The sequence below is a fragment of the Paenibacillus agricola genome, from assembly GCF_011440305.1.
Classification (GTDB): Bacteria; Bacillota; Bacilli; order Paenibacillales; family NBRC-103111; genus Paenibacillus_S; species Paenibacillus_S agricola.
Genome location: NZ_JAAOIW010000001.1, coordinates 465,507 through 486,662, shown reverse-complemented (window position 1 = coordinate 486,662; position 21,156 = coordinate 465,507). Strand labels below are relative to the sequence as shown.

Genomic DNA, 21,156 nt, shown 5'->3' with positions numbered 1-21,156 from the left:
CAATGTTTCATCATATCACTGTATTAAAACAAGAAGCTGTAGATGGATTGAACATAAAACCAGAAGGCGTATACGTAGATTGTACACTGGGAGGGGCTGGGCATAGCTCGGAAATTGTTTCCCGTTTAGGGAGTGAAGGACTTCTCATTGCATTTGACCAGGATGATGCAGCTTTGGCCCATGCCCAAGAGCAACTATCCTCCCGAATGGACAGAGTAAAGCTTGTCAGAAGTAATTTTCGTTTTCTCGAACAGCAATTGAAGCTAGAGCCAAGACTTATGGAAAGTGGCCAACCACAGGTAGATGGGATTCTGTTTGACTTGGGGGTTTCCTCACCCCAATTGGATGAAGCTGAACGTGGCTTCAGCTATAACCATGACGCTGCGTTGGATATGCGAATGGATCAGACCGCGCCATTAACGGCAAGGGAAATCGTTAATGAGTGGCCCGAAGAGGAAATCACCCGCATATTGTTTGAATACGGGGAAGAAAAGTTTTCAAGACGAATTGCATCCAAAATTGTTGCAGCCAGAGCCAAGGGTTCCATTGAGTCAACTTTACAGCTTGTAGAGCTTATTAAAGAAGGCATCCCGGCAGCTGCACGCCGAACCGGTCCACATCCTGCCAAACGCAGCTTTCAAGCATTGCGAATTGCCGTGAATGATGAACTGGGTGTGTTCGAGGAAGCCTTGGTACAGTCCATTCGTTGCCTGGCTCCAGGCGGCAGAATAGCTGTTATTACCTTTCATTCGCTAGAAGACCGGATTTGCAAACAAACCTTTGCCAAATATTTGGAGCGTTGTACATGCCCGCCTGATTTTCCGATGTGCGTGTGTGGCACCAAAGGCATTGTTAAGCTGGTGAATCGCAAGCCGATCGAAGCAAGTGAGGAAGAGCTGGAAGCGAATACGCGAGCTCGCTCAGCCAAATTAAGAATTGCTGAAAAACTACATACTTAAACCCAGTTGCATGTGACATTTAAACGAAAGAGGAGGAAACATTTGAATGCCTGCATATATACATGGAAGTTCAGCGACCCAACCGCAACAACGTCCAACCCAGAAGGTAACCGTTAAAGAAACAAAACGGGTTGTATACCGCAATAAATCGCTACCGGTTCAGGAAAAACTTCTCTATTTGTTTACGGTGTTGGTTTGCGTAGCGGTGGCAAGCTTGATTATTTGGCGTTATGCCCAAATATATGAGATGAACACGAAAATTATGAAAATCGAAAATGATATTCAAGTTTTACAAGCAGAGAATAGTGTATTAAAACATAAAGTCGAAACGCTCTCAAGTCCTGATCGTTTGAGAATCGAAGCAGACAAGTTTGGAATGGTTCCGCCAGCAGATAAGCAAATTAGTAAAGTATCTACGAAAGAAACAGCCACTCCGTCCAATGCTACAGTAACTAACCAGAAAAAAGCAGAAAATACCCCATAGTCATCGACAACTGACTGTAAGAAAGGAGTCGGAATGACAAAAAAAGTGAAGTTTAGATCATTGCTTATTGGAGGGTTGTTTACCCTCCTTTTTGTTGCATTAGTAGGCAGGCTCTACTGGGTACAGGTCGTTCAAGGCGCAGGCTTATTATTGGAGGCCCAGGATAAGTGGGCCAAAGAAGAAATACTGCGTCCCGTAAGGGGCATGATTGTTGACCGCAATGACAAGGTGCTGGCTGAGGAGACACCAGCTTTTACCGTAGCTCTAAATCCTGTAATTATTAGTGACAACCGATTGGAGCAGGATGTAGTTAAGGGATTGGCTGAAATCCTCAACCCACCCAATGAGCCAAACACTGCCGTTTTAGAGGAGAAAATTAGAACCCTGCTGAATAAAAAGAGAGAAAATGGAACATTATTTGCTGAAGTAGAATTGCGCAATGAGGGCTGGATGATTGAAACCGAAGTAGCTGAAAAGGTCAAGAAGTGGGTCGATGAGTTGAAAAAGAGGCGCAACATAAAAGCCAACTTTATCTACTTGAGAAAGGAACAAAAAAGATTTTACCCAGGAGGCAAGCTCGCCTCCCATATACTTGGCTATATGAACAAGGAAGCAAAGCCATTAACCGGTCTAGAGTCCAGATTCGACAGCTTTCTTAAAGGTTCCCCCGGCATTCTGAATTATGAAAAAGACCCTACAGGAGTAGAGCTTCCTGATGCCAAGGTGAATTACCAGCCTGCTGTGGATGGCAGTACCGTGAAGCTGACGATTGATAAAAATATCCAGTTTTATGTGGAGAGCGCTTTAGATAAGGTGAACACAAAGTATAATCCTAAGAGCTTGACGGCGATAGCTGTAGACCCTAAAACTATGGAGATTTTGGGTATGGCCAGCACTCCTAATTTTAATCCAAACCGTTATTGGGAAAATGAAAATCAAAGTGATTTTATTAACAATACGATAGCTTCTCAATATGAGCCGGGCTCGACCTTTAAAATTGTTACCTTGGCTGCAACCGTTGAGGAAAACTTATTTAATCCTAATGAAATGTACCAATCCGGTTCCATCCAAGTATATGACCGCAGACTACATGACCATAATATAGTCGGATGGGGACAAATTTCTTACCTGGATGGACTAAAACGCTCCAGTAATGTAGCTTTCGTAAAGCTCGGGGAGAAATTAGGCGCGGATAAGCTTAAGCAATATATTGATAAGTTTGGTTTCGGGGTAAAAACGGGGATAGACCTTCCTGGTGAAATTCCCGGTATAGTCTCAATGAAATTCCCGCCCGATTTTGCAACAGCGACCTATGGCCAAGGCAAGCTGACAACAACAGCGATTCAGCAAACCTCTGCATATGCGGCGATTGCCAATGGCGGTAAACTTATGGTTCCGCATATTATTAAGGAAATCATTGATCCGAAAACGAAGGAAGTTATTAAATCGTATCCGCCTGAGGTCATTCGTGAGGTAGTGAGCGAACGGACTGCCAAACAGGTTAGTGAATATTTGGAGCAGGTTGTTAGCGACCAAGCTATTGGTACAGGAAAGACTGCCTATATTGACGGATATCGGGTTGCCGGAAAAACAGGTACAGCTAATAAGGTGTCGCCTGGCGGTAAAGGATATGCGGAAGGGAAATGGGTCGTATCCTTTATAGGGTATGCACCTGTGGAGGATCCCAAAATACTGGTAGCTATTATTGCCGATGAGCCGGAGCTGGGTGGAGATTACCACCGTGGCAGTGAGGTAGCACCTCCTGCATTTAAAGAAATCGTCTCGCAAACCCTTCGGTACATGGGGGTGCCTTCTTCAACGCAGCAAATGAAAGCAACCGATAAAGAAACCAACATGTCGATGCCGGATTTGACGGGGAACACGGTTGAGCAAGCGAAAAATGTGATGAACAAATTCGGTATTACGGTTGAGTCCATTGGAAAAGGCTCTAAGATTATTACTCAATTTCCGGCAGTTGGCACTGATATTAGCTCTATGCAACGAATCTATGTAGTCATACAGGAAGGCAATGATCTGCCTATTCCCGATTTCACCGGGAAATCCTTGCGTGATGCGATGGAGGTCTGTGCTTTTATTAAAGTGAAATGCCAATCGACAGGTGAAGGCTATGTGGCTTCCCAAGCTCTAAATACCGAAGCGGATGTTCGCCAATTGGTTTTTGAATTAAAGCCTTATAGCGAAATGATGAATGCATCCACAACGGATACACCTTCGACAACGGCGAAGCCAGCGGATAAAGCTGCAGATAAAACAACCAAACCAAGCACCACAAAAACAACCGAAGCACCTAAAACCAGCGAATCTAGCAACAAAAAAAACGACCCTCCCGCAAGGTAAGCTTGTTCTAACCCCTGGTTGTCCTGAATAATCTGGATATGAAGCAGTCTCAGATCATATCAGGAGGGGATGGAACGACCTTGAGAGCATCCAATGTAACGGTTCGTCGTCGACTATTTGCCGCACTTATTGTAGGAACGATTGTTTTTGGTGCATTGATCGTGCGCCTTGGTTACGTACAAATATGGTTAGGTCCAGAGCTTACCGGTAAAGCTGAGGATTCATGGAGACGCAACATTCCATTTGCAGCCAAACGCGGGGAAGTTTTGGACCGCAATGGTGTCCAACTGGCCTATAATATTAGCTCGCCAACCGTTATGGCCATTCCAGCACAGATCAAAGACGCGAAGTCTGTAGCCTCCCAGCTAGCAGCTTTGCTTCAATTGAATGAGGAAGCGGTTTTGAAGCAAATTACCCAAAGGCAATTAATTGTCCGCATCCAGCCTGGCGGACGTAAAATCACGCAGGAGCAAGCCCAGGAAATTCGCTCGTTGGTGCTTCCGGGGATTGTTGTTGCTGAAGACAACAAACGGTTTTATCCGTTTGGGGGGCTTGCTGCCCATATTCTAGGCTTTACAGGTATTGATAATCAAGGCTTGACGGGCATAGAATTAATGTATGACAAACCATTAACGGGCTTGAATGGGAGCATCTCCTTTTTGGCTGATGCTGCTGGAAGGCAAATGCCTAATTCAACGGATACTTATGTAAAGCCATTGGATGGGATGAATTTGCAATTAACGGTCGATAGCCATATCCAAACGGTATTGGAACGTGAGCTTGATCAGGCGATGGTGAAATACCAGGCAGAGCATGCTGTTGCGATTGTGATGGATCCGAATAATGGAGAAATTTTGGCAATGGGTGGAAGGCCGGGGTATGACCCTGCCAACTTTCGTGATTTTCCGAAAGAGAGCTATGATCGCAATTTACCGATATGGATGACCTATGAGCCAGGATCGACGTTCAAAATTATTACGCTAGCAGCGGCATTACAGGAAAAAAAAATAAAGCTTACCGATTCCTTCTTTGATCCGGGATATATTGAGGTAGCGGGCGCTAGGCTGCGCTGCTGGAAAAGAGGGGGCCATGGCAGCGAGACCTTTTTACAAGTGGTGGAAAACTCTTGTAATCCGGGTTTTGTTGTAATGGGGCAAAGATTGGGTAAAGAGAAGTTGTTCGAATATATTACGAATTTTGGTTTTGGCAAAAAAACAGGAATCGATCTTGGGGGCGAAGAAAACGGGATTATGTTTAAGATGTCCCGTGTAGGTCCCGTTGAGCTAGCAACTACCGCTTTTGGCCAAGGTGTTTCCGTCACTCCCATTCAACAAATTACGGCTGTATCAGCGGCAATTAATGGGGGTAGGCTGTTCAAGCCCCATGTTACCCGGGGCTGGTATCAGCCGGATGGCGGGGATTTAATTAACGCTGTGCAGCCCGAAATGGTCAGGCAGGTGTTAACGGAAGAAACCTCCAAGCAGGTTAGGGAAACCTTGGAGAGTGTTGTTGCCAACGGGACAGGGCGCAATGCATTTATCGATGGCTACCGCGTAGGCGGGAAAACGGGAACCGCCCAAAAGGTCGTGAACGGTCGTTATTCAGCGACTGACCATATTGTTTCTTTCGTTGGGTTTGCACCCGCCGATGACCCCAAGATTGTCGTTTATGCGGCTGTAGATAACCCACAAGGGCTACAGTTTGGAGGCTTAATTGCTGCGCCAATCGTTAAAAGCATTATGGAGGACACCCTCCGTTATTTGAATGTGCCTGAACGTAAGGATCAAATGGAACGCAAATATGTATACGGGGATACCAAGCAGGTGGAGGTTCCCAACGTAATTGGAATGAGTGTTACCGATATTTATGAAAGCCTCAATTCAAACTTTGTGCTTGCCAAATCAGGGGTAGGCAGCTTCGTAGTGAACCAGGTTCCCAAGGCGGGCGCCAAGCTGGACCAAGGCTCTACGATCCGGATTTATTTGTCGGAGACCGCGCCTCCCCCGCAAGCTGATAATTAATTGCTATTATTTAAAAAAGAGGCTTTTCATCGGCGCATTTTTTGTCCATAATAGATACCATGTGTAAAAAATGGAGGTAAGCTCATGCAGCTGAATGAATTGGCTTCGCAGCTCGCGACAAGCCGAGTTGTAGGAGATGGAACAACGATAATTACAGGCATTGAGATCGATTCCCGCAAAGTAAAGCCGGGCGATTTATTTGTTTGTGTATCCGCCAAAAATGGAATTGAAGACCGGCATCACTATGCAGCACAGGCAATCAATGCCGGAGCGGTGGCCATAGTTGTGGAGCACGATGTGGAGAGCAACGTTCCCAAGCTTTTTGTCAGCAACACATGGGATGCTTTGGCAGCCATTTCTTGCCACTTTTATAATTACCCAAGCAAGGAGCTTAAGCTGATTGGCGTGACAGGCACGAACGGTAAAACCACGACCACGTATTTGCTCGAAAAATTGCTTAGCAGCCAAGGTTTTGCAACAGGGCTTATGGGCAATATTGAAATCAAAATAGGATCGGCTTCGATTATTAATAAAGGATCTAATACACAGGAAGCGTATGATCTGCAAAATTATTTACGTCAAATGGCCGACCAGCATATGGACTACTGCATGATGGAAGTTTCTTCTCATGGCTTGGATATGGGCAGAGTAAAGGGCTGCAACTTCCGTACAGCCATCTTCACAAATTTAACACAGGACCATTTGGATTATCATGGTTCAATGGAAGCTTACAAAGCAGCTAAAGGGCTGCTCTTTTCTCGCTTGGGCAATGAGTATTCCTCATCGCCACATGAGCAAAAATATGCTGTGCTAAATGCGGATGACCCAGCAGCAGAGGATTTTGGGAAGCTTACATCTGCCCAGGTCATTACTTATGGAATTATTAATAAAGCAAATGTACGAGCGGAGGGTATCCGTATAACGGCCCAAGGAACCAGCTTCAGGTGTGTTACCTTCCGGGGAACTGTCGATATTCAAACACAGCTTATTGGCGAGTTTAATGTATATAATGTGCTGGCTGCGATCTCGGCAGCATTGCTTGAAGGCATTCCGCTGGAGGCTATCAAGCAACGCCTGGCTTTCAACACGGTTGTAGAAGGGCGGATGGAGGTTGTCGATGCCGGCCAGGACTTCCTCCTTATAGTCGATTATGCGCATACTCCTGATGGACTGGACAAGGCGCTTTCAACCATTTCGCAATTTGTTGAAGGGCGCATCCATTGCGTGTTTGGCTGTGGAGGAGACCGTGATCGTACCAAACGGCCGTTAATGGGCCAAGTAGCTGCCCGTTACAGTGATTTTCTATATGTCACTTCAGATAACCCGCGGATGGAAAATCCGCAAAGCATCTTGCAAGATATAGTAGAGGGTTTGCTCGAAGTCGATTTTCCAACGGACAAATATGAGCTTATTGCTGATCGCAAAGCCGCCATTCATCTGGCTATTTCCCGAGCGTTACCCGGCGATGTCGTTTTAATTGCGGGCAAGGGTCATGAGACCTACCAAGATATAAATGGAACTAAGCATGATTTTGATGATCGGCTGGTTGCTGAGAATGCGATAAGGGGACGATACCTTGATTAAACGATCCTATGCCGAAGTTGCAGCTATGTGCGGTGGAGCAACAAATGGAGCCATGGAAGCCAATGACGATTTACAAATCGTTGGTGTTTCTTCGGACACCCGAACAGTGACGGCTGGCAATCTGTATATACCGCTGATTGGGGAGAGATTCGATGGCCATGAGTTTATCGAAGAAGCACTGGCTAAAGGAGCGGTGGCTTCTTTATGGCAGCGAGATCATGGAACCCCACCTGCTGGAATGCCTCTAATCTTGGTGGATGATACCTTAGAAGCCTTGCAAAAGCTGGCAAAAGCTTATCGATTGCAATTAAAAGTAAGAGTTGTAGGGATAACGGGCAGCAATGGTAAAACAACGACCAAGGACATGACAGCAGCAGTGCTCTCCACCTCTTTTAACGTGCTCAAAACAGCTGGAAATTATAACAACCACATTGGGCTACCTCTCACGCTGTTAAAGCTGGATGAGGAAACCGAGATTGTTGTGCTGGAGATGGGGATGAGCGGAAGAGGGGAGATCGAGCTGCTGTCCAAGCTGGCAGAGCCCGAAATTGTTATTATCACAAACGTTGGCGAAGCCCATTTATTACAACTAGGCTCCAGAGAAGAAATCGCCAGAGCCAAGACAGAAATTATGGCGGGGCTTCAGGCAGGTGGCACTTTAGTTTATAACGGAGATGAGCCGTTGATCGAAAGGGTATTGCCCGAATGGTTACCCCATAACGATAACCAAGAGGAGTCTTGGTTTAAACGTGTGACCTTTGGCAACCACCCAGGTAATGATTTTAGGCCAGAAGAGATCAAATTGGCTGAGAATGGAACGTTTTTTCAACTGCAAAATTTAAGTGGTGTTAGTTATTATATACCTGTGCTTGGCTTCCATAATGTCATTAATGCGCTGGCTGCTATCGCAGTAGGCATTCATTTCGGTATTCCTGAAGCTACTATTGCTGAAGGGTTGCGAGCAAGTGTAATGACGGGGATGCGGATTGAAAAGCTCCAAGCGTCTTCAGGATTAACCGTTTTGAATGATGCTTACAATGCAAGCCCAACCTCGATGAAAGCATCGCTGGATTTACTAGGTGAGCTAGAGGGCTATTCCCATAAGGTGGCTGTGCTGGGTGATATGCTGGAGCTCGGACCCTATGAAGTAGAATATCATCAACAAATAGGAAAAATGCTTGATCCAAAGAAAATAGATCGTATCTATGCATATGGACCTCTTGCGCTTAATATCACAACTGAAGCTGTCCAAAATTTTCCGGTAGATAGCGTACTGCACTTTGACGATAAGCAAAAGCTGGCTGAAGCTCTTTCATCCTTCGTCGGAGAGCATGATGTCGTGCTCGTTAAAGGCTCCCGGGGTATGAAGCTTGAGCAAGTGGTAGCCGTGCTGGTTGCTGAAGCCACCCACCCCACCCTTCCTTAAAGGGAGGGATCCAAGGGCGTTGCCCTCTGGACACCCGAAAGCGAAAGTGGATGGAGAGACGACGGCTATCGTTACGGAGTAGAGACGCTTCTACACGCTTTAATCCCTACGGGATAGGCTTAAATTGGGTTGAAGTTTGGCTCGGAGTGATGGATAAGAGGAGATACTCGCTTACCGTTCCTGCGGAACCCGCTTTACATTTGGTGAAAATCGTAGTATCTTCATAAACTGTATGCATAAAGTTTTATCATACCAATTTATTTATTCGCGTATTCAATAAAGTTGTATAAACCACCAAAAGTGAAGCGCGTCCCAGAGGGACGGAAGCGATCCAAGCAAGCAGTAACAAGAACAAGAGCCTCAGCAAGCAGTTGTAGATAACACTAAAGTTCAAGCGTGTCCCGAAGGGACGGAAGCGATCACCCCACTTAACTAACTAAGCAGCACCAAGCGGTGTCCAGAGGGCGCAGCTCTTTGGGGCCCTCCCTAGAGGGAGGGTTTGGGAGGGTGAACCGCAGAGAGGAGAAGCATTGTGGATTTTAACGTGGTCATGATCACATTGGGGGCAGCATTCCTGCTTGCCGTCATTATGGGGCCATTATGCATACCTTTATTAAGAAGGCTGAAATTTGGACAGCAGATTCGGACCGATGGTCCACAGGGTCACTTGAAAAAAGCCGGCACTCCGACTATGGGTGGTCTCATTATTTTATTAGCCTTAACATTGGCTGTGATTCGTTTTGCCGATACGAGCATGGCGATGGTAGTTTTACTCATTGCTACATTGGGCTTTGGTTTGGTTGGGTTTTTGGACGATTACATTAAAGTCGTTTTGAAGCGTTCGCTGGGACTGACGGCGAGACAAAAGTTGTTGGGACAGCTTATTATATCGATCATTGTCTGTGTGCTTCTATACAAAATGGGACACAGTACGGATGTTCGTATCCCTTTTATCCATTATACGGTTTCGATGGGCTGGCTCTATTTTCCATTTGTAGCGATTATGATGTTGGGCGCGTCCAATGCTGTTAATTTCACCGATGGACTTGATGGCTTACTGGCGGGGACGAGTGCAGTAGCCTTTGGGGCTTTTGTCATTATTGCGATGAATAGTACGATGCCGGATGTGGCGATATTTTGCGCTGCGATGGTGGGGGCTGTTCTAGGATTCCTTGTATTTAACAAGCATCCAGCAAAAGTGTTTATGGGAGATTCAGGTTCACTTGGGATTGGCGGTGGGCTGGCGGTTGTGGCTGTATTGACAAAAACAGAAATTTTGCTGGTCGTGATCGGCGGGGTTTTTGTAATAGAGATGTTATCGGTTATTATTCAAGTCGTTTCCTTTAAAACAAGGGGCAAGCGCGTATTCAAGATGAGTCCGATCCATCATCATTTTGAACTGGTGGGCTGGTCGGAATGGCGTGTGGTCATCACGTTTTGGACTGTGGGCATTATCCTGGCAGCCATCGGACTTTTTATAAACGAGGTGTTATATTAGATGAATCATCCACGGGCGTATCAGAATCAACAAATAGTTATACTTGGCTTGGCACGTAGTGGTGTAGCGGTTGCCAAGCTGTTCCATGAGCTGGGTGCTGTCGTCACCGTTAATGATAAAAAAGAGCGAGAACAATGCCCTGAGGCCGATGAATTGGCGGCTCTGGGTATTTCTGTTATATGCGGCAGCCATCCGCCGACTTTAATTCATGGGGGCGTCAAGCTCGTCGTGAAAAATCCGGGAATTCCTTATACGATTGCACCTCTTGTAAAGGCAGAGGAGCTTGGTATTGAGATTGTATCCGAAGTCGAGGTCGCATACCATGTGTGCAGGGCACCAATGGTATGTATAACCGGCTCTAATGGGAAAACGACAACAACAACATGGATCGGGCTTATGCTGGATAAAGCTGGCTTAAAACCGATTGTCGCAGGCAATATCGGCCGTGCATTGACGGAAGCGGCATTGGAGGCAACCGAGGCTAACCAGATGGTGGTGGAGCTCAGCAGCTTTCAATTGAAGGGCACCCGTGATTTTCATCCGCAAATTGCTTGCCTGCTAAATCTCTATGAAACCCATCTTGATTACCACGGCTCCATGGAGGATTATATCGAATCTAAGGCCAAGCTGTTCGCGAACCAAACTCCAGACGACACGGCTGTGTTGAACTGGGATGATCCGGTTTGCCGCCTCTTGGCGAATGAAATCAAAGCATCGGTGCTTCCTTTTTCGATCAAGGAGGAGCTGGATTATGGCGTCTACGTCCAGAATGAGGACAAGCATATCGTTTATCGTGACCAGGCTGGCAGTATCCATCCGATTATTGCCGTCCATGAAATTGGAATCCCCGGCAGCTTTAATGTCGAGAATGCACTTGCTGCTTCATGCGCAGCCTTGACCTTAGGTGTATCGACAGCAATCATAGCTGGAGAGCTAAGAGAGTTCCGCGGTGTGGAACATCGGCTGGAGCTTGTGGGGACGAAAAACGGTGTGCAATTTTATAACAATTCCAAAGCAACGAATGCGACAGCGACGATCCGTACGATCGAATCGTTCGAGCCTGGCCTTATTCTGATTGCCGGTGGGCTGGACCGAGGCTCGGATTATTTGGAGCTGCTGCCTGTTTTCAAGGAACGGGTCAAAGGGCTTGTCGCGATCGGGGAGACGAAGCACAAAATTATGCAGGTTGCTGAGCTGGCAGGGATGAACGCTGTGAAAGCGGTCGATACTGCTAAGGATCCACAGGCAGCAATTGCGGAAGCCGTCAGCCATGCTGTTGCCATGGCAGCACCTGGTGATGTCGTGCTTTTGTCGCCAGCCTGCGCCAGCTGGGACATGTTTACGTCTTATGAGGAACGGGGACGCATGTTTAAGGAGTCCGTGCATAATCTGTAAGGTAGGGCCTAGGCCAAGCCTGCCCTGCCATTTTGCGGTGAGTGCTCAAGAAGCTAGTTTTACTCCGCAATACTCTTAGGTAGAGGTGGATGTAAGATGAAATCACGGTCTGCTCCGGATATGATGTTGCTGTTATGTACAGTGTTTCTTTTGGCAATTGGTGTAGTGATGGTGTATAGTGCAAGCGCCGTTTTAGCGTTTCACGAATTCGGAGACTGGTATTATTATCTTAAAAGGCAGTTTTTATTCGCAGTATTAGGGATTGTCGCGATGGTGTTCACAATGAATGTCGACTATGGAGCCTGGAAAAAGCACGCCAAAATCCTTTTACTCCTTTGCTTTGTAATGGTTGCCCTGGTATTGATTCCAGGCATCGGCGTCGTTCGTGGGGGAGCACGGAGCTGGCTGGGGATAGGCTCCTTTGGTATCCAGCCCTCTGAGTTTATGAAAATAGGAATGATATTGTTCCTATCGAAGCTGCTCTCGGAGCAACAAAGCAAAATCACTTTGTTCGTGCGCGGGCTTTTGCCGCCACTGGGCTTGGTGGGCCTGGCATTCGGGCTTATTATGCTGCAGCCGGATTTGGGAACAGGGGTCGTACTGGTTGGCGCTGCCTTGCTTATTATTTATGCATCAGGTGCTCGGCTCCTGCATTTATCTTATTTGGGCTTTGCGGGTCTTGCTGGCTTTATTGGATTGATTGCAGCTGCTCCATACAGGCTGCAGCGGATTACTGCTTTTCTTGATCCGTGGGCGGATCCATTAGGAGCGGGCTACCAATCGATCCAATCCTTGTACGCGATAGGCCCTGGAGGCTTGGTGGGGCTGGGTTTAGGCATGAGCCGGCAGAAATACAGCTATCTTCCCGAGCCACAGACGGATTTTATTTTTTCCATTATAGCCGAGGAGCTTGGCTTTATCGGTGGTGGCTGTGTGCTGATCCTATTTATGGTGCTATTGTGGCGCGGTATGCGGATAGCGATTACAGCGCCAGACACCTTTGGCAGCCTGCTTGCTACCGGAATCGTCGGCATGATCGCGATTCAAGTGATTATTAATATCGGTGTAGTCATAGGTATGTTCCCGGTAACCGGAATTACATTGCCGCTTATTAGCGCTGGAGGCTCTTCATTAACACTTATGCTGACATCAATTGGCATCCTACTAAATATTTCCCGCTATGCGAGGTGAATGGAAGCATATGAAAAAAATTGTTTTTACCGGCGGTGGTTCTGCAGGCCATGTTACCCCCAATATAGCAATTATTACGAAGCTAAAGCTGCAAGGCTGGGATATTCAATATATAGGCTCAGAGCAAGGGATTGAAAAGGAAATCGTAGGAAAGGAACAAATTCCCTTTTACCCAATTGCTTCAGGAAAGCTGCGCAGGTATTTTGATTTGAAAAATATTAAGGATCCCTTTAACGTCATTCGTGGTGTCGCCCAAGCTTATCGATTGCTTCGCCGGATTAAGCCTGATCTTGTATTTTCCAAAGGCGGCTTTGTTTCTGTTCCCGTCATCTTAGCCAGCAAATTAAATCGCATCCCTGTTATTATTCATGAATCCGATATGACGCCTGGGCTTGCCAATAAAATATCGTTACCGTTTGCTTCCCATATTTGTGTTACGTTTCCGGAAACGCTCCGCCATATTAAAGGCAATAAGGGCATCTGTACCGGCCTTCCTATTCGAGAGGACATGTTGCTTGGCAGTGCGTTCCGCGGCCTCCAGCAATGCGATTTTCATAAGCAAAAGCCAGTGCTGCTTATAATGGGTGGCAGCTTGGGCGCGCAAAAGATTAATGGTGTAGTACGTCTGGCGCTGGATGAGCTGCTGCAGCATTACCAGATCGTCCACCTCTGTGGAAAAGGCCACATCGATGCTGCTTATTCAGGGCGTCGGGGTTACAAGCAATTTGAATATTTGGATGAAACCTTGCCGGATATTTTAGCAATGACCGATCTAGTTGTATCGAGAGCGGGTGCTACCTCCATATTCGAATTTTTGGCTCTGGAAAAGCCGATGCTGCTGATCCCACTGACTAAGCAAGCAAGCAGGGGAGACCAGATATTGAATGCAGGCTCTTTTGAATCATTGGGCTATGCTGAAATTTTGTTCGAAGAAAATTTAACAGTGGAAACGCTTATTCAAGGTATCGGGCAGCTTTATCAAAACCGCGAGCTGTTAATTTCAAACATCAAGGCTGCCAAGCAACGTAATGGTACCGATGCAATTGTTGAGCTTATTACACAGACAGCTAAGAGGCAATAGAAGAATTAGCAGCTCTCGTTAAGGCTCGATTGCTCTTAAATCCACCGTTTGATAAAACGATCTAGGCAATTGTCACACTCTATCCGATCTTACATAAACTACACTATAACCGTGACAGACACTCGGTGAAGCGGCAATCGGCAATCGGCAAGCTCAGGAGGATACCGATGTTATGCGATAAGCATACGGATGGATATTCGAAATCCAAGCATTTTGTTGATTCCGCGAAGCTCGGCGTTCTGTGAAGGAGGTTTTCCCATGCAACAGGTCATTTCACAATTGCAAAGCGGGTCATTTGGAAAATTTTATTTAAATGAGCCTCTTGCGCCTCATACTACTTGGAAAATCGGGGGACCAGCCGATCTGCTGCTCATCCCGAGCAACCAAGAACAACTCGTCGAGACTGTCAAGCTGCTCTACAGACACCAAATACCTTGGACCGTATTAGGCCGTGGCTCCAATGTTTTGGTAGCTGATAAGGGAATACGCGGGGCGGTCATCAAGCTTGGATCGGCACTGGAGACATTGCGGTTTGAGGATGAGCTGGTTTATGCAGGTGCTGCTTATTCATTTATTAAGTTATCCGTCTTGGCTGGCAAGGAGGGATTGACTGGATTGGAGTTCGCGAGTGGTATTCCGGGAACGGTGGGGGGCGCCATTTATATGAACGCTGGAGCTCACGGATCTGATGTGTCACGCATACTTTTACGAGCTGAGGTGCTGCTTCCGACAGGAGAGGTGGCGACAATGCAGCGGGATGATTTTGCCTATGCCTACAGGCACTCCATCCTTCATAACCAGCCTGGCATCATAACTGAGGCTGTATTCAGGCTAAGTCGCGGTGACCGCAAGGAAATCGCGGTAGCGATGGCCGCTTACAAGGAGCGTCGCTTACGAACACAACCACTGCAACTGGCTTGCGCTGGCAGTGTATTCCGTAACCCTCCAGCGCAGTTTGCCGCCAAGCTGATTGAAGACGCGGGTCTAAAAGGCTTCAAAATCGGCGGAGCCGAGATTTCACCCCTGCACGCCAATTTCATTGTCAACACCGGGCAAGCAACAGCTCAGGACGTGCTAGACCTCATCGAATACGTACAGCGAATTGTCAAGGAAACCTATGACGTGAAGCTAGTAACGGAAGTTTTGGTGGTGGGCGAGCGGTAAATCGGAGGTGGGAGTTTGGAAAAGTTGGTTATCGAAGGTGGGAGACCTCTATCGGGAGCCATCCGAATTCATGGTGCGAAAAATGCGGCGCTGCCGATATTAGCGGCAGGAATGATGGCAGAAGGAACGTTTCGCATCCAGAACGTGCCCGACTTGTCAGACATTCAAGTGATGCTGGCAATTCTTCGCGCATTGGGCTGTCGCACGGAGCATCAAGGTGATTTAGTAACGGTTCATACATCCACTGCACATTCCTCGCATATTCCAGAGAGCCTGATGAGCCAAATGAGGTCCTCGATTTTTTTAATGGGTCCATTGTTGGCGCGCTTTGGCCGGGTGCAGGTATACCAGCCGGGCGGATGTGCCATAGGAGAAAGAAAAATAGATTTGCATTTGCGAGGGCTTGCTGCTCTTGGGGCAACTATTGAAGAAACACGTGGTAATATGATTGTTTGCACAGCAGAGCAGCTAAGGGGAGCTGAAATCTCGCTTGATTTCCCGAGTGTTGGCGCCACCGAAAATATTATGATGGCTGCTGCTATGGCCAAGGGGCGTACAACCATTTCTAATGCCGCTAGAGAGCCGGAAATTCAGGATTTACAAAATTTTCTCAATGCCATGGGAGCGCATATTATTGGTGCAGGGACGGATACAATTACGATTGAAGGTGTATCGAAATTAACGCCATGCACGTATCGGATTATTCCCGATCGCATCGTAGCTGGCACGATGATGGTAGCTGCGGCCGTAACAAGAGGCAATATTACATTAGAGAACGTATGCGCTGCCCACTTGACATCGGCTATCCATGTGTTAAAGCGCGCAGGTGTTCAAATCGCAATTAACGGTGATATAATGAATATAAGCTGCTTAGGTAGACCCAAAGCTATTGAGCGAATTATTACTTCACCTTATCCTGCGTTCCCTACTGATTTGCAATCACAGATTATGGTGCTGCTTTCATTGGCAGATGGGCTGAGCATCGTGAAAGAAACCGTTTTTGAAGGCAGATTTAAACATGTCGATGAGTTGGCTCGTATGGGTGCTGACATACGTGTGGATTGGAACTCGGCGTTTATCCGTGGGGTACCTAGGTTGTATGGGGCAACTGTAGAGGCAACTGATCTACGTGCAGGTGCTGCCTTAGTTATCGCCGGGCTAGCTGCCCATGGTACAACAGTCATTGAACAAATTCACCATATTGACCGGGGTTATGATCGGATTGAACAGATGTTAAGCAGTTTAGGCGCTAATATTCATCGCACTTCTCCTGTTCCAACTGAGTGAGCACTTTCTATGATTATTATGACCACTGCCGCTGAATTATCCCTTTTCTTTGCACGAAAGAGGAGAGATTCGGCGGTTTACATAGTGCCTATCAGATGCTTACGAAGAAAGTTTTTGCTTCGTAAATCTCAGCAGATGCTTACGAAGTTAGCTTTACTGCGGTAAGCTCTTAGGAGGGGACCCCTTGCAAGCAGAAAAAAGATTGCCAGCTATCCAGAAACCGAAGCCCAAGGCAAAAGGTCGAGGCAGCAAAAAGCTATTGATTTTTTTAGTGTTATTTTTCTTCACATTATTATGTGTCTTGTTTTTTCAATCTTCCTTAAGTAAAATTACGAAAATCGAAATTGAAGGCCAGGAGCTCATATTGCCGGATACGGTTGGACAAGCTATTTCAGTTAAAAATGGCGACCATTTTTTTTCGGTATCCTCAACCACCATAGAGCAACAGGTTAAAGCTTTGAAAATGGTGGAATCTGTTAAAGTGACTAAGCATTTTCCTGGTGTGATCCATGTCCAGGTTAAAGAATATAACAAGGTTGCCTACCAATTTGATGCTAACAACCAACCGGAGGCTGTATTGGCTGATGGCAGTATTATAAGTATTGCTAACCAAGTGAGTTTGATATTGGACAAGCCCATACTTTCAGGCTGGGCCAACGACGATCCGTTGAAAATCAAGCTTTGCCAAGTATTAGCCAATATTCTGCCTTCCTACTTGACGGATATATCTGAAATTAAGCCTGATCCTACAGAAGCTTATCCTGACCGGATTAAAATGTATACCAAATCCCAATTTGAGGTTATTACAGCGATTGGTTATTTGCCGGAAAAGCTCAAATATTTAAATGCTTACATTAGCAATCTAAAGGAAAACAAAATTTCAACAGGCGTGCTTAAGCTATTAGAAGCCGATATCCATACACCTTTTGATAATGATCTACCAAAAGGCGATTCAAAGTCGGCTACTGGCAAGGAACCTGTTAAAACAGACAAAAAACAGCAGACTGTAACACCTGTTCCAAATGTTCCCAAAAAAGAGGCGAGTAAGGATCAGCAAAAGCGTCCTTAATCGAAAAAAGTAGGGCCAAAGGGCATAATTAAGAGATTTTCATTTTATCACTCTACTCATTCGTATCGATTAATGATAGAATGGACATTATGGGAATTTCAACTCTTTGTAAAGAAATTATTTTTTGGAAAAAGAGGGAAACTACCAAGTGTGTTGAATAAGTACAGAAGATTTCTGTTTCGATCAAACTTAAACTTAAACTTAAAATTAAATCAAGCTCAAATCAAGCTCAAATCAATTTCAAGCCACAGGAGGTGCCAAGGGGTTGAGCAGCAATGACATCATTGTTAGTTTGGACATCGGTACATCCAAAGTTCGTGCTATTATTGGGGAAGTCGTAAACGGAGCCATTAATATAATAGGAGTTGGATCGGCCGACTCGGAAGGTATTCGCAAAGGAGCCATTGTCGATATTGACCAAACCGTTCAATCAATTCGCAACGCGATTGATCATGCAGAGCGGATGGTTGGTATTCAAATAACAGAGGTTTACGTAGGAATATCTGGGAGCCATATATCATTACAAACCAGCCACGGTGTAGTAGCCGTATCCAATGAAGATCGTGAAATCGGTGATGAAGATATCGATCGCGTTATACAAGCAGCGAAAGTTATTCCTTTAGCCCCAGAACGAGAAATCATCGGTGTGGTTCCAAACCAATATTTGGTTGATGGACTGGATGAAATCCATGATCCACGAAGCATGATTGGTGTACGTCTAGAAGTGCAAGCAACCATTATAACCGGCTCCAAAACAGCGATACATAATTTACTTCGTGTAGTTGAGAAAGCGGGAGTAAAGGTTTCAGGACTTATTTTAATGTCTTTGGCTGCAGGACATTTATCTTTATCCAAGGATGAGAAATCGGTTGGCACCGTGTTAGTTGATATAGGTGCTGGACAGACGACAATCGCCATCTTTGAACAAAACAATTTGGTAGCTACATCGACAATACCAGTCGGCGGTGAATATGTAACCAACGATATTTCGATTGGGCTTCGTACCCAGACGGATATCGCTGAGAAAATCAAGCTGAAGTTTGGTTGCGCGGTTATTGATGACGCTGCTGCGGATCAAGTATTTAAAGTGAATCGGATTGGAAGCAATGTGGACAAGGAATTTTCCCAAATTGATTTGGCCAATATTGTAGAACCCAGAGTCCAAGAAATTTTTCATTTAATTGGTTTAGAAGTGCAACGTCTTGGTTATAAGGAGTTACCGGGGGGTTATGTACTTACGGGAGGAACCGTTTCTATGCCGGGGGTGTTGGCTGTTGCCCAGGCAGAGCTGGCTACATCCGTACGCATTGCCGTACCTGACTTTATCGGCGTTCGCGATCCATCTTATACAAGTGGTGTAGGCATTATTCAATATGCCTGCAAATATTTAAGAATATCGAAACAAGCACCAAGCTCAGTTAAGAAATCAACATCCAATAAAAATGCAGCATCTACAAGCAACAACGAAAATAAGCCTTCGATTATGGAGCGTTTCAAAAATTGGCTTAGCGAGTTTATTTAGATGGATGACTGAGTTAGTTAAGCTTTAATGAGGAGGATAATGACAGCTATGTTTGAATTTGATATGGACATGGACCAGCTTGCAAAAATAAAAGTCATTGGTGTAGGCGGCGGGGGAAGTAATGCCGTCAACCGAATGATTGAAAACGGACTTAAAGGTGTAGAGTTCATAACGGTTAATACCGATGCTCAAGCACTCCATATGTCCAAATCCGATCACAAGCTGCAAATTGGCGATAAGCTGACTCGTGGTTTGGGGGCAGGGGCAAACCCGGAAGTGGGCAAAAAAGCCGCTGAGGAATCCAAGGAACATATCTTTAACACACTTAAAGGCGCAGATATGGTCTTCGTAACGGCAGGAATGGGCGGAGGAACGGGCACAGGGGCTGCTCCAGTTATCGCTGAAATCGCCAAGGAATGTGGCGCATTGACAGTAGGTGTTGTCACGCGACCGTTTACATTTGAAGGTAGAAAGCGTGCAGCACAAGCAGAAGCAGGAATAGCGGCACTGAAAGAAAAGGTCGACACACTGATTGTTATACCCAATGACCGCTTGCTGGAAATTGTGGACAAGAAGACGCCTATGCTTGAAGCTTTCCGCGAAGCCGACAATGTGCTTCGTCAAGGTGTGCAAGGGATTTCAGACTTGATTGCCGTACCCGGTCTGATCAATTTGGATTTTGCAGATGTGAAAACCATTATGACGGAGCGCGGCTCCGCGTTAATGGGAATCGGCATTGCAACAGGTGAGAATCGTGCAGCTGAAGCTGCCAAAAAAGCCATTCAAAGCCCATTGCTTGAAACATCTATTGAAGGTGCACGTGGTGTGTTAATGAATATTACAGGCGGCGCTAATCTTTCCTTATATGAAGTTAACGAAGCTGCTGATATCGTAGCATCTGCTTCTGATTTGGAAGTAAATATGATATTTGGTGCTGTAATTGACGAAAAGCTTAAAGACGAAATTATGGTTACTGTTATTGCTACAGGCTTTGAACATAAGGCAGCACCACAACCGCCTGTTCGCAAGCCTTCGAACCTGTCTGCACATGCTGCAGCGGAACCCACGGATAACCGTGTAAATAATTTGCGTCCATTTAGTACCCAACAACAGCCTACGAGCGATCAGCTAGATATTCCGACGTTCCTCCGTAATCGTGGCAAAAACAATAACGACAAATAAAGATGGGCACTGCAGAATGGCTTCGGATTCATCGAAGTCATTTTTTTGTTGTTCCGAGCATCTTGATCATCGTCCGTTCAAGAAAGCTATAGGGCAGCAGCATCTTGGCCCATAAAAGCAAAGAAACGCCATTGCCCATCGCATAGCGAAGCTTAGGATACCTAATCGCGCAAATACGGGCAACAGCGTCAGCAACCTCTTGGGGATCAGCACCTTGGCTAGCAGTTTTCCGAGAATAGCTAAGGATCGCCTGCAGCTTATCCTGGTAAGGGGAGTGTTGCGAAGTATGGATGGTATCAAATCCTTTTTTCCATATATTGGTGGGGTAGGCTCCGGGCTCAACGAGGACAACTTGCACACCGAAGGGTTTTAGTTCTAGGCGAAGCGCTTCACTGAAACCTTCTACAGCAAACTTGGATGCCACATAAGGGGCATAGCCGGGAAAACCCACACGGCCACTAATGCTGCTAATATTGATGATATAACCAGTCCCCTGCTCGCGCATGTAGGGGAGAACGGCTTTTGTAACGGCGACCACCCCCATAAAATTGGTTTCCATTTGCCTCTGCCAATCCGCTAAAGGCACATCCTCAACAAAGCCCCCAACTGCATAACCTGCATTATTGACCAACACATCTATTCTCCCGTATTTGTCGATAAGCGCCTTGGTTACATCTAAGATTGCCTTATGGTTGGTTACATCCAGTTCTACACTTTCAATACGCATATCGATACCAGCTTTTTTGGCTTCATTTATAAGCGGTGCCTGTTTATTTAAATCCCTCATGGTAGCAATAACCTGGTAACCCTTTTGCGCCAAGGTGAGAGCGATTAGCTGGCCGAAGCCACTGGATGATCCAGTGACAAGAGCGGTTGGCAACGCAGAGGGCAATGAAGGAAGGGACTGGGATGTTGAGCTGTAGCTGTTGTTCATC

At 46.2% G+C, this 21,156-nt stretch carries 16 protein-coding genes; 15 read left to right on the top strand and 1 reads right to left on the bottom strand.

The features are described from left to right. Window positions 1-2 precede the first annotated feature (2 nt). From rsmH to ftsZ, 15 genes are all read left to right on the top strand, one after another. Window positions 3-959, top strand: coding sequence for a 16S rRNA (cytosine(1402)-N(4))-methyltransferase RsmH (gene rsmH, locus G9U52_RS02340; protein WP_166145561.1), 957 nt, complete (start codon window positions 3-5; stop codon window positions 957-959). 46 nt (window positions 960-1,005) lie between these two features. After that, the gene (gene ftsL, locus G9U52_RS02335; RefSeq protein ID WP_166145558.1) at window positions 1,006-1,443 is read left to right on the top strand and encodes a cell division protein FtsL; all 438 of its coding nucleotides are present in this window, start codon (window positions 1,006-1,008) and stop codon (window positions 1,441-1,443) included. A gap of 33 nt (window positions 1,444-1,476) precedes the next feature. Further along, window positions 1,477-3,801 carry a penicillin-binding transpeptidase domain-containing protein gene (locus tag G9U52_RS02330; protein WP_166145555.1) on the top strand — a complete coding sequence of 775 codons (2,325 nt, stop codon included), beginning with the start codon at window positions 1,477-1,479 and terminating at the stop codon, window positions 3,799-3,801. 80 nt (window positions 3,802-3,881) lie between these two features. Further along, window positions 3,882-5,822: a stage V sporulation protein D gene (locus G9U52_RS02325; protein ID WP_166145552.1), complete on the top strand. Its 1,941-nt coding sequence runs from the start codon at window positions 3,882-3,884 to the stop codon at window positions 5,820-5,822. Window positions 5,823-5,906: 84 nt separating this feature from the next. Beyond that, on the top strand, window positions 5,907-7,406 hold the full coding sequence (locus G9U52_RS02320; RefSeq protein ID WP_166145549.1) for a UDP-N-acetylmuramoyl-L-alanyl-D-glutamate--2,6-diaminopimelate ligase: 1,500 nt from the start codon (window positions 5,907-5,909) through the stop codon (window positions 7,404-7,406). Then, window positions 7,399-8,832, top strand: coding sequence for a UDP-N-acetylmuramoyl-tripeptide--D-alanyl-D-alanine ligase (locus tag G9U52_RS02315; protein ID WP_166145546.1), 1,434 nt, complete (start codon window positions 7,399-7,401; stop codon window positions 8,830-8,832). Before G9U52_RS02320 ends, G9U52_RS02315 begins: the two co-directional genes overlap by 8 nt. Before the next feature lie 532 nt (window positions 8,833-9,364). Then, the gene (gene mraY, locus G9U52_RS02310) at window positions 9,365-10,330 is read left to right on the top strand and encodes a phospho-N-acetylmuramoyl-pentapeptide-transferase (protein ID WP_166145543.1); all 966 of its coding nucleotides are present in this window, start codon (window positions 9,365-9,367) and stop codon (window positions 10,328-10,330) included. After that, window positions 10,331-11,725, top strand: a complete 1,395-nt coding sequence (gene murD / locus G9U52_RS02305) for a UDP-N-acetylmuramoyl-L-alanine--D-glutamate ligase (RefSeq protein WP_166145540.1) — start codon at window positions 10,331-10,333, stop codon at window positions 11,723-11,725. A gap of 96 nt (window positions 11,726-11,821) precedes the next feature. Then, entirely contained in the window at window positions 11,822-12,916 is a 1,095-nt protein-coding gene (gene spoVE / locus G9U52_RS02300) for a stage V sporulation protein E (RefSeq protein WP_243767086.1), read from the top strand. Between the two features lie 10 nt (window positions 12,917-12,926). Next, the gene (gene murG / locus G9U52_RS02295; RefSeq protein ID WP_166145537.1) at window positions 12,927-13,997 is read left to right on the top strand and encodes an undecaprenyldiphospho-muramoylpentapeptide beta-N-acetylglucosaminyltransferase; all 1,071 of its coding nucleotides are present in this window, start codon (window positions 12,927-12,929) and stop codon (window positions 13,995-13,997) included. Window positions 13,998-14,255: 258 nt separating this feature from the next. Further along, entirely contained in the window at window positions 14,256-15,161 is a 906-nt protein-coding gene (gene murB, locus G9U52_RS02290; protein WP_166145534.1) for a UDP-N-acetylmuramate dehydrogenase, read from the top strand. A 15-nt stretch (window positions 15,162-15,176) separates the two neighbouring features. Then, window positions 15,177-16,448: a UDP-N-acetylglucosamine 1-carboxyvinyltransferase gene (murA, locus tag G9U52_RS02285; protein WP_166145531.1), complete on the top strand. Its 1,272-nt coding sequence runs from the start codon at window positions 15,177-15,179 to the stop codon at window positions 16,446-16,448. A gap of 184 nt (window positions 16,449-16,632) precedes the next feature. Then, window positions 16,633-17,517 (top strand): cell division protein FtsQ/DivIB, encoded by an 885-nt coding sequence (locus G9U52_RS02280; protein ID WP_166145528.1) that lies wholly within the window; start codon window positions 16,633-16,635, stop codon window positions 17,515-17,517. A gap of 265 nt (window positions 17,518-17,782) precedes the next feature. Beyond that, a complete protein-coding gene (gene ftsA / locus G9U52_RS02275; RefSeq protein WP_166145525.1) occupies window positions 17,783-19,039 on the top strand; it encodes a cell division protein FtsA in 1,257 nt (418 codons plus the stop codon). Window positions 19,040-19,087: 48 nt separating this feature from the next. Next, window positions 19,088-20,221, top strand: a complete 1,134-nt coding sequence (ftsZ, locus tag G9U52_RS02270) for a cell division protein FtsZ (protein ID WP_166145522.1) — start codon at window positions 19,088-19,090, stop codon at window positions 20,219-20,221. 37 nt (window positions 20,222-20,258) lie between these two features. Here the strand turns inward: ftsZ and G9U52_RS02265 are convergent, their stop codons facing one another. Further along, window positions 20,259-21,155: an SDR family oxidoreductase gene (locus tag G9U52_RS02265; protein WP_166145519.1), complete on the bottom strand. Its 897-nt coding sequence runs from the start codon at window positions 21,153-21,155 to the stop codon at window positions 20,259-20,261. Window position 21,156: the final 1 nt, after the last annotated feature.

What these genes read in the sequence shown, in the direction of transcription:
- rsmH (WP_166145561.1), top strand. Translation starts at nt 3, where the DNA reads ATGTTTCATCATATCACTGTATTAAAACAAGAAGCTGTAGATGGATTG.
- ftsL (WP_166145558.1), top strand. Translation starts at nt 1,006, where the DNA reads ATGCCTGCATATATACATGGAAGTTCAGCGACCCAACCGCAACAACGT.
- G9U52_RS02330 (WP_166145555.1), top strand. Translation starts at nt 1,477, where the DNA reads ATGACAAAAAAAGTGAAGTTTAGATCATTGCTTATTGGAGGGTTGTTT.
- G9U52_RS02320 (WP_166145549.1), top strand. Translation starts at nt 5,907, where the DNA reads ATGCAGCTGAATGAATTGGCTTCGCAGCTCGCGACAAGCCGAGTTGTA.
- murD (WP_166145540.1), top strand. Translation starts at nt 10,331, where the DNA reads ATGAATCATCCACGGGCGTATCAGAATCAACAAATAGTTATACTTGGC.
- spoVE (WP_243767086.1), top strand. Translation starts at nt 11,822, where the DNA reads ATGAAATCACGGTCTGCTCCGGATATGATGTTGCTGTTATGTACAGTG.
- murG (WP_166145537.1), top strand. Translation starts at nt 12,927, where the DNA reads ATGAAAAAAATTGTTTTTACCGGCGGTGGTTCTGCAGGCCATGTTACC.
- murB (WP_166145534.1), top strand. Translation starts at nt 14,256, where the DNA reads ATGCAACAGGTCATTTCACAATTGCAAAGCGGGTCATTTGGAAAATTT.
- ftsZ (WP_166145522.1), top strand. Translation starts at nt 19,088, where the DNA reads ATGTTTGAATTTGATATGGACATGGACCAGCTTGCAAAAATAAAAGTC.
- G9U52_RS02265 (WP_166145519.1), bottom strand. Translation starts at nt 21,155, where the DNA reads ATGAACAACAGCTACAGCTCAACATCCCAGTCCCTTCCTTCATTGCCC.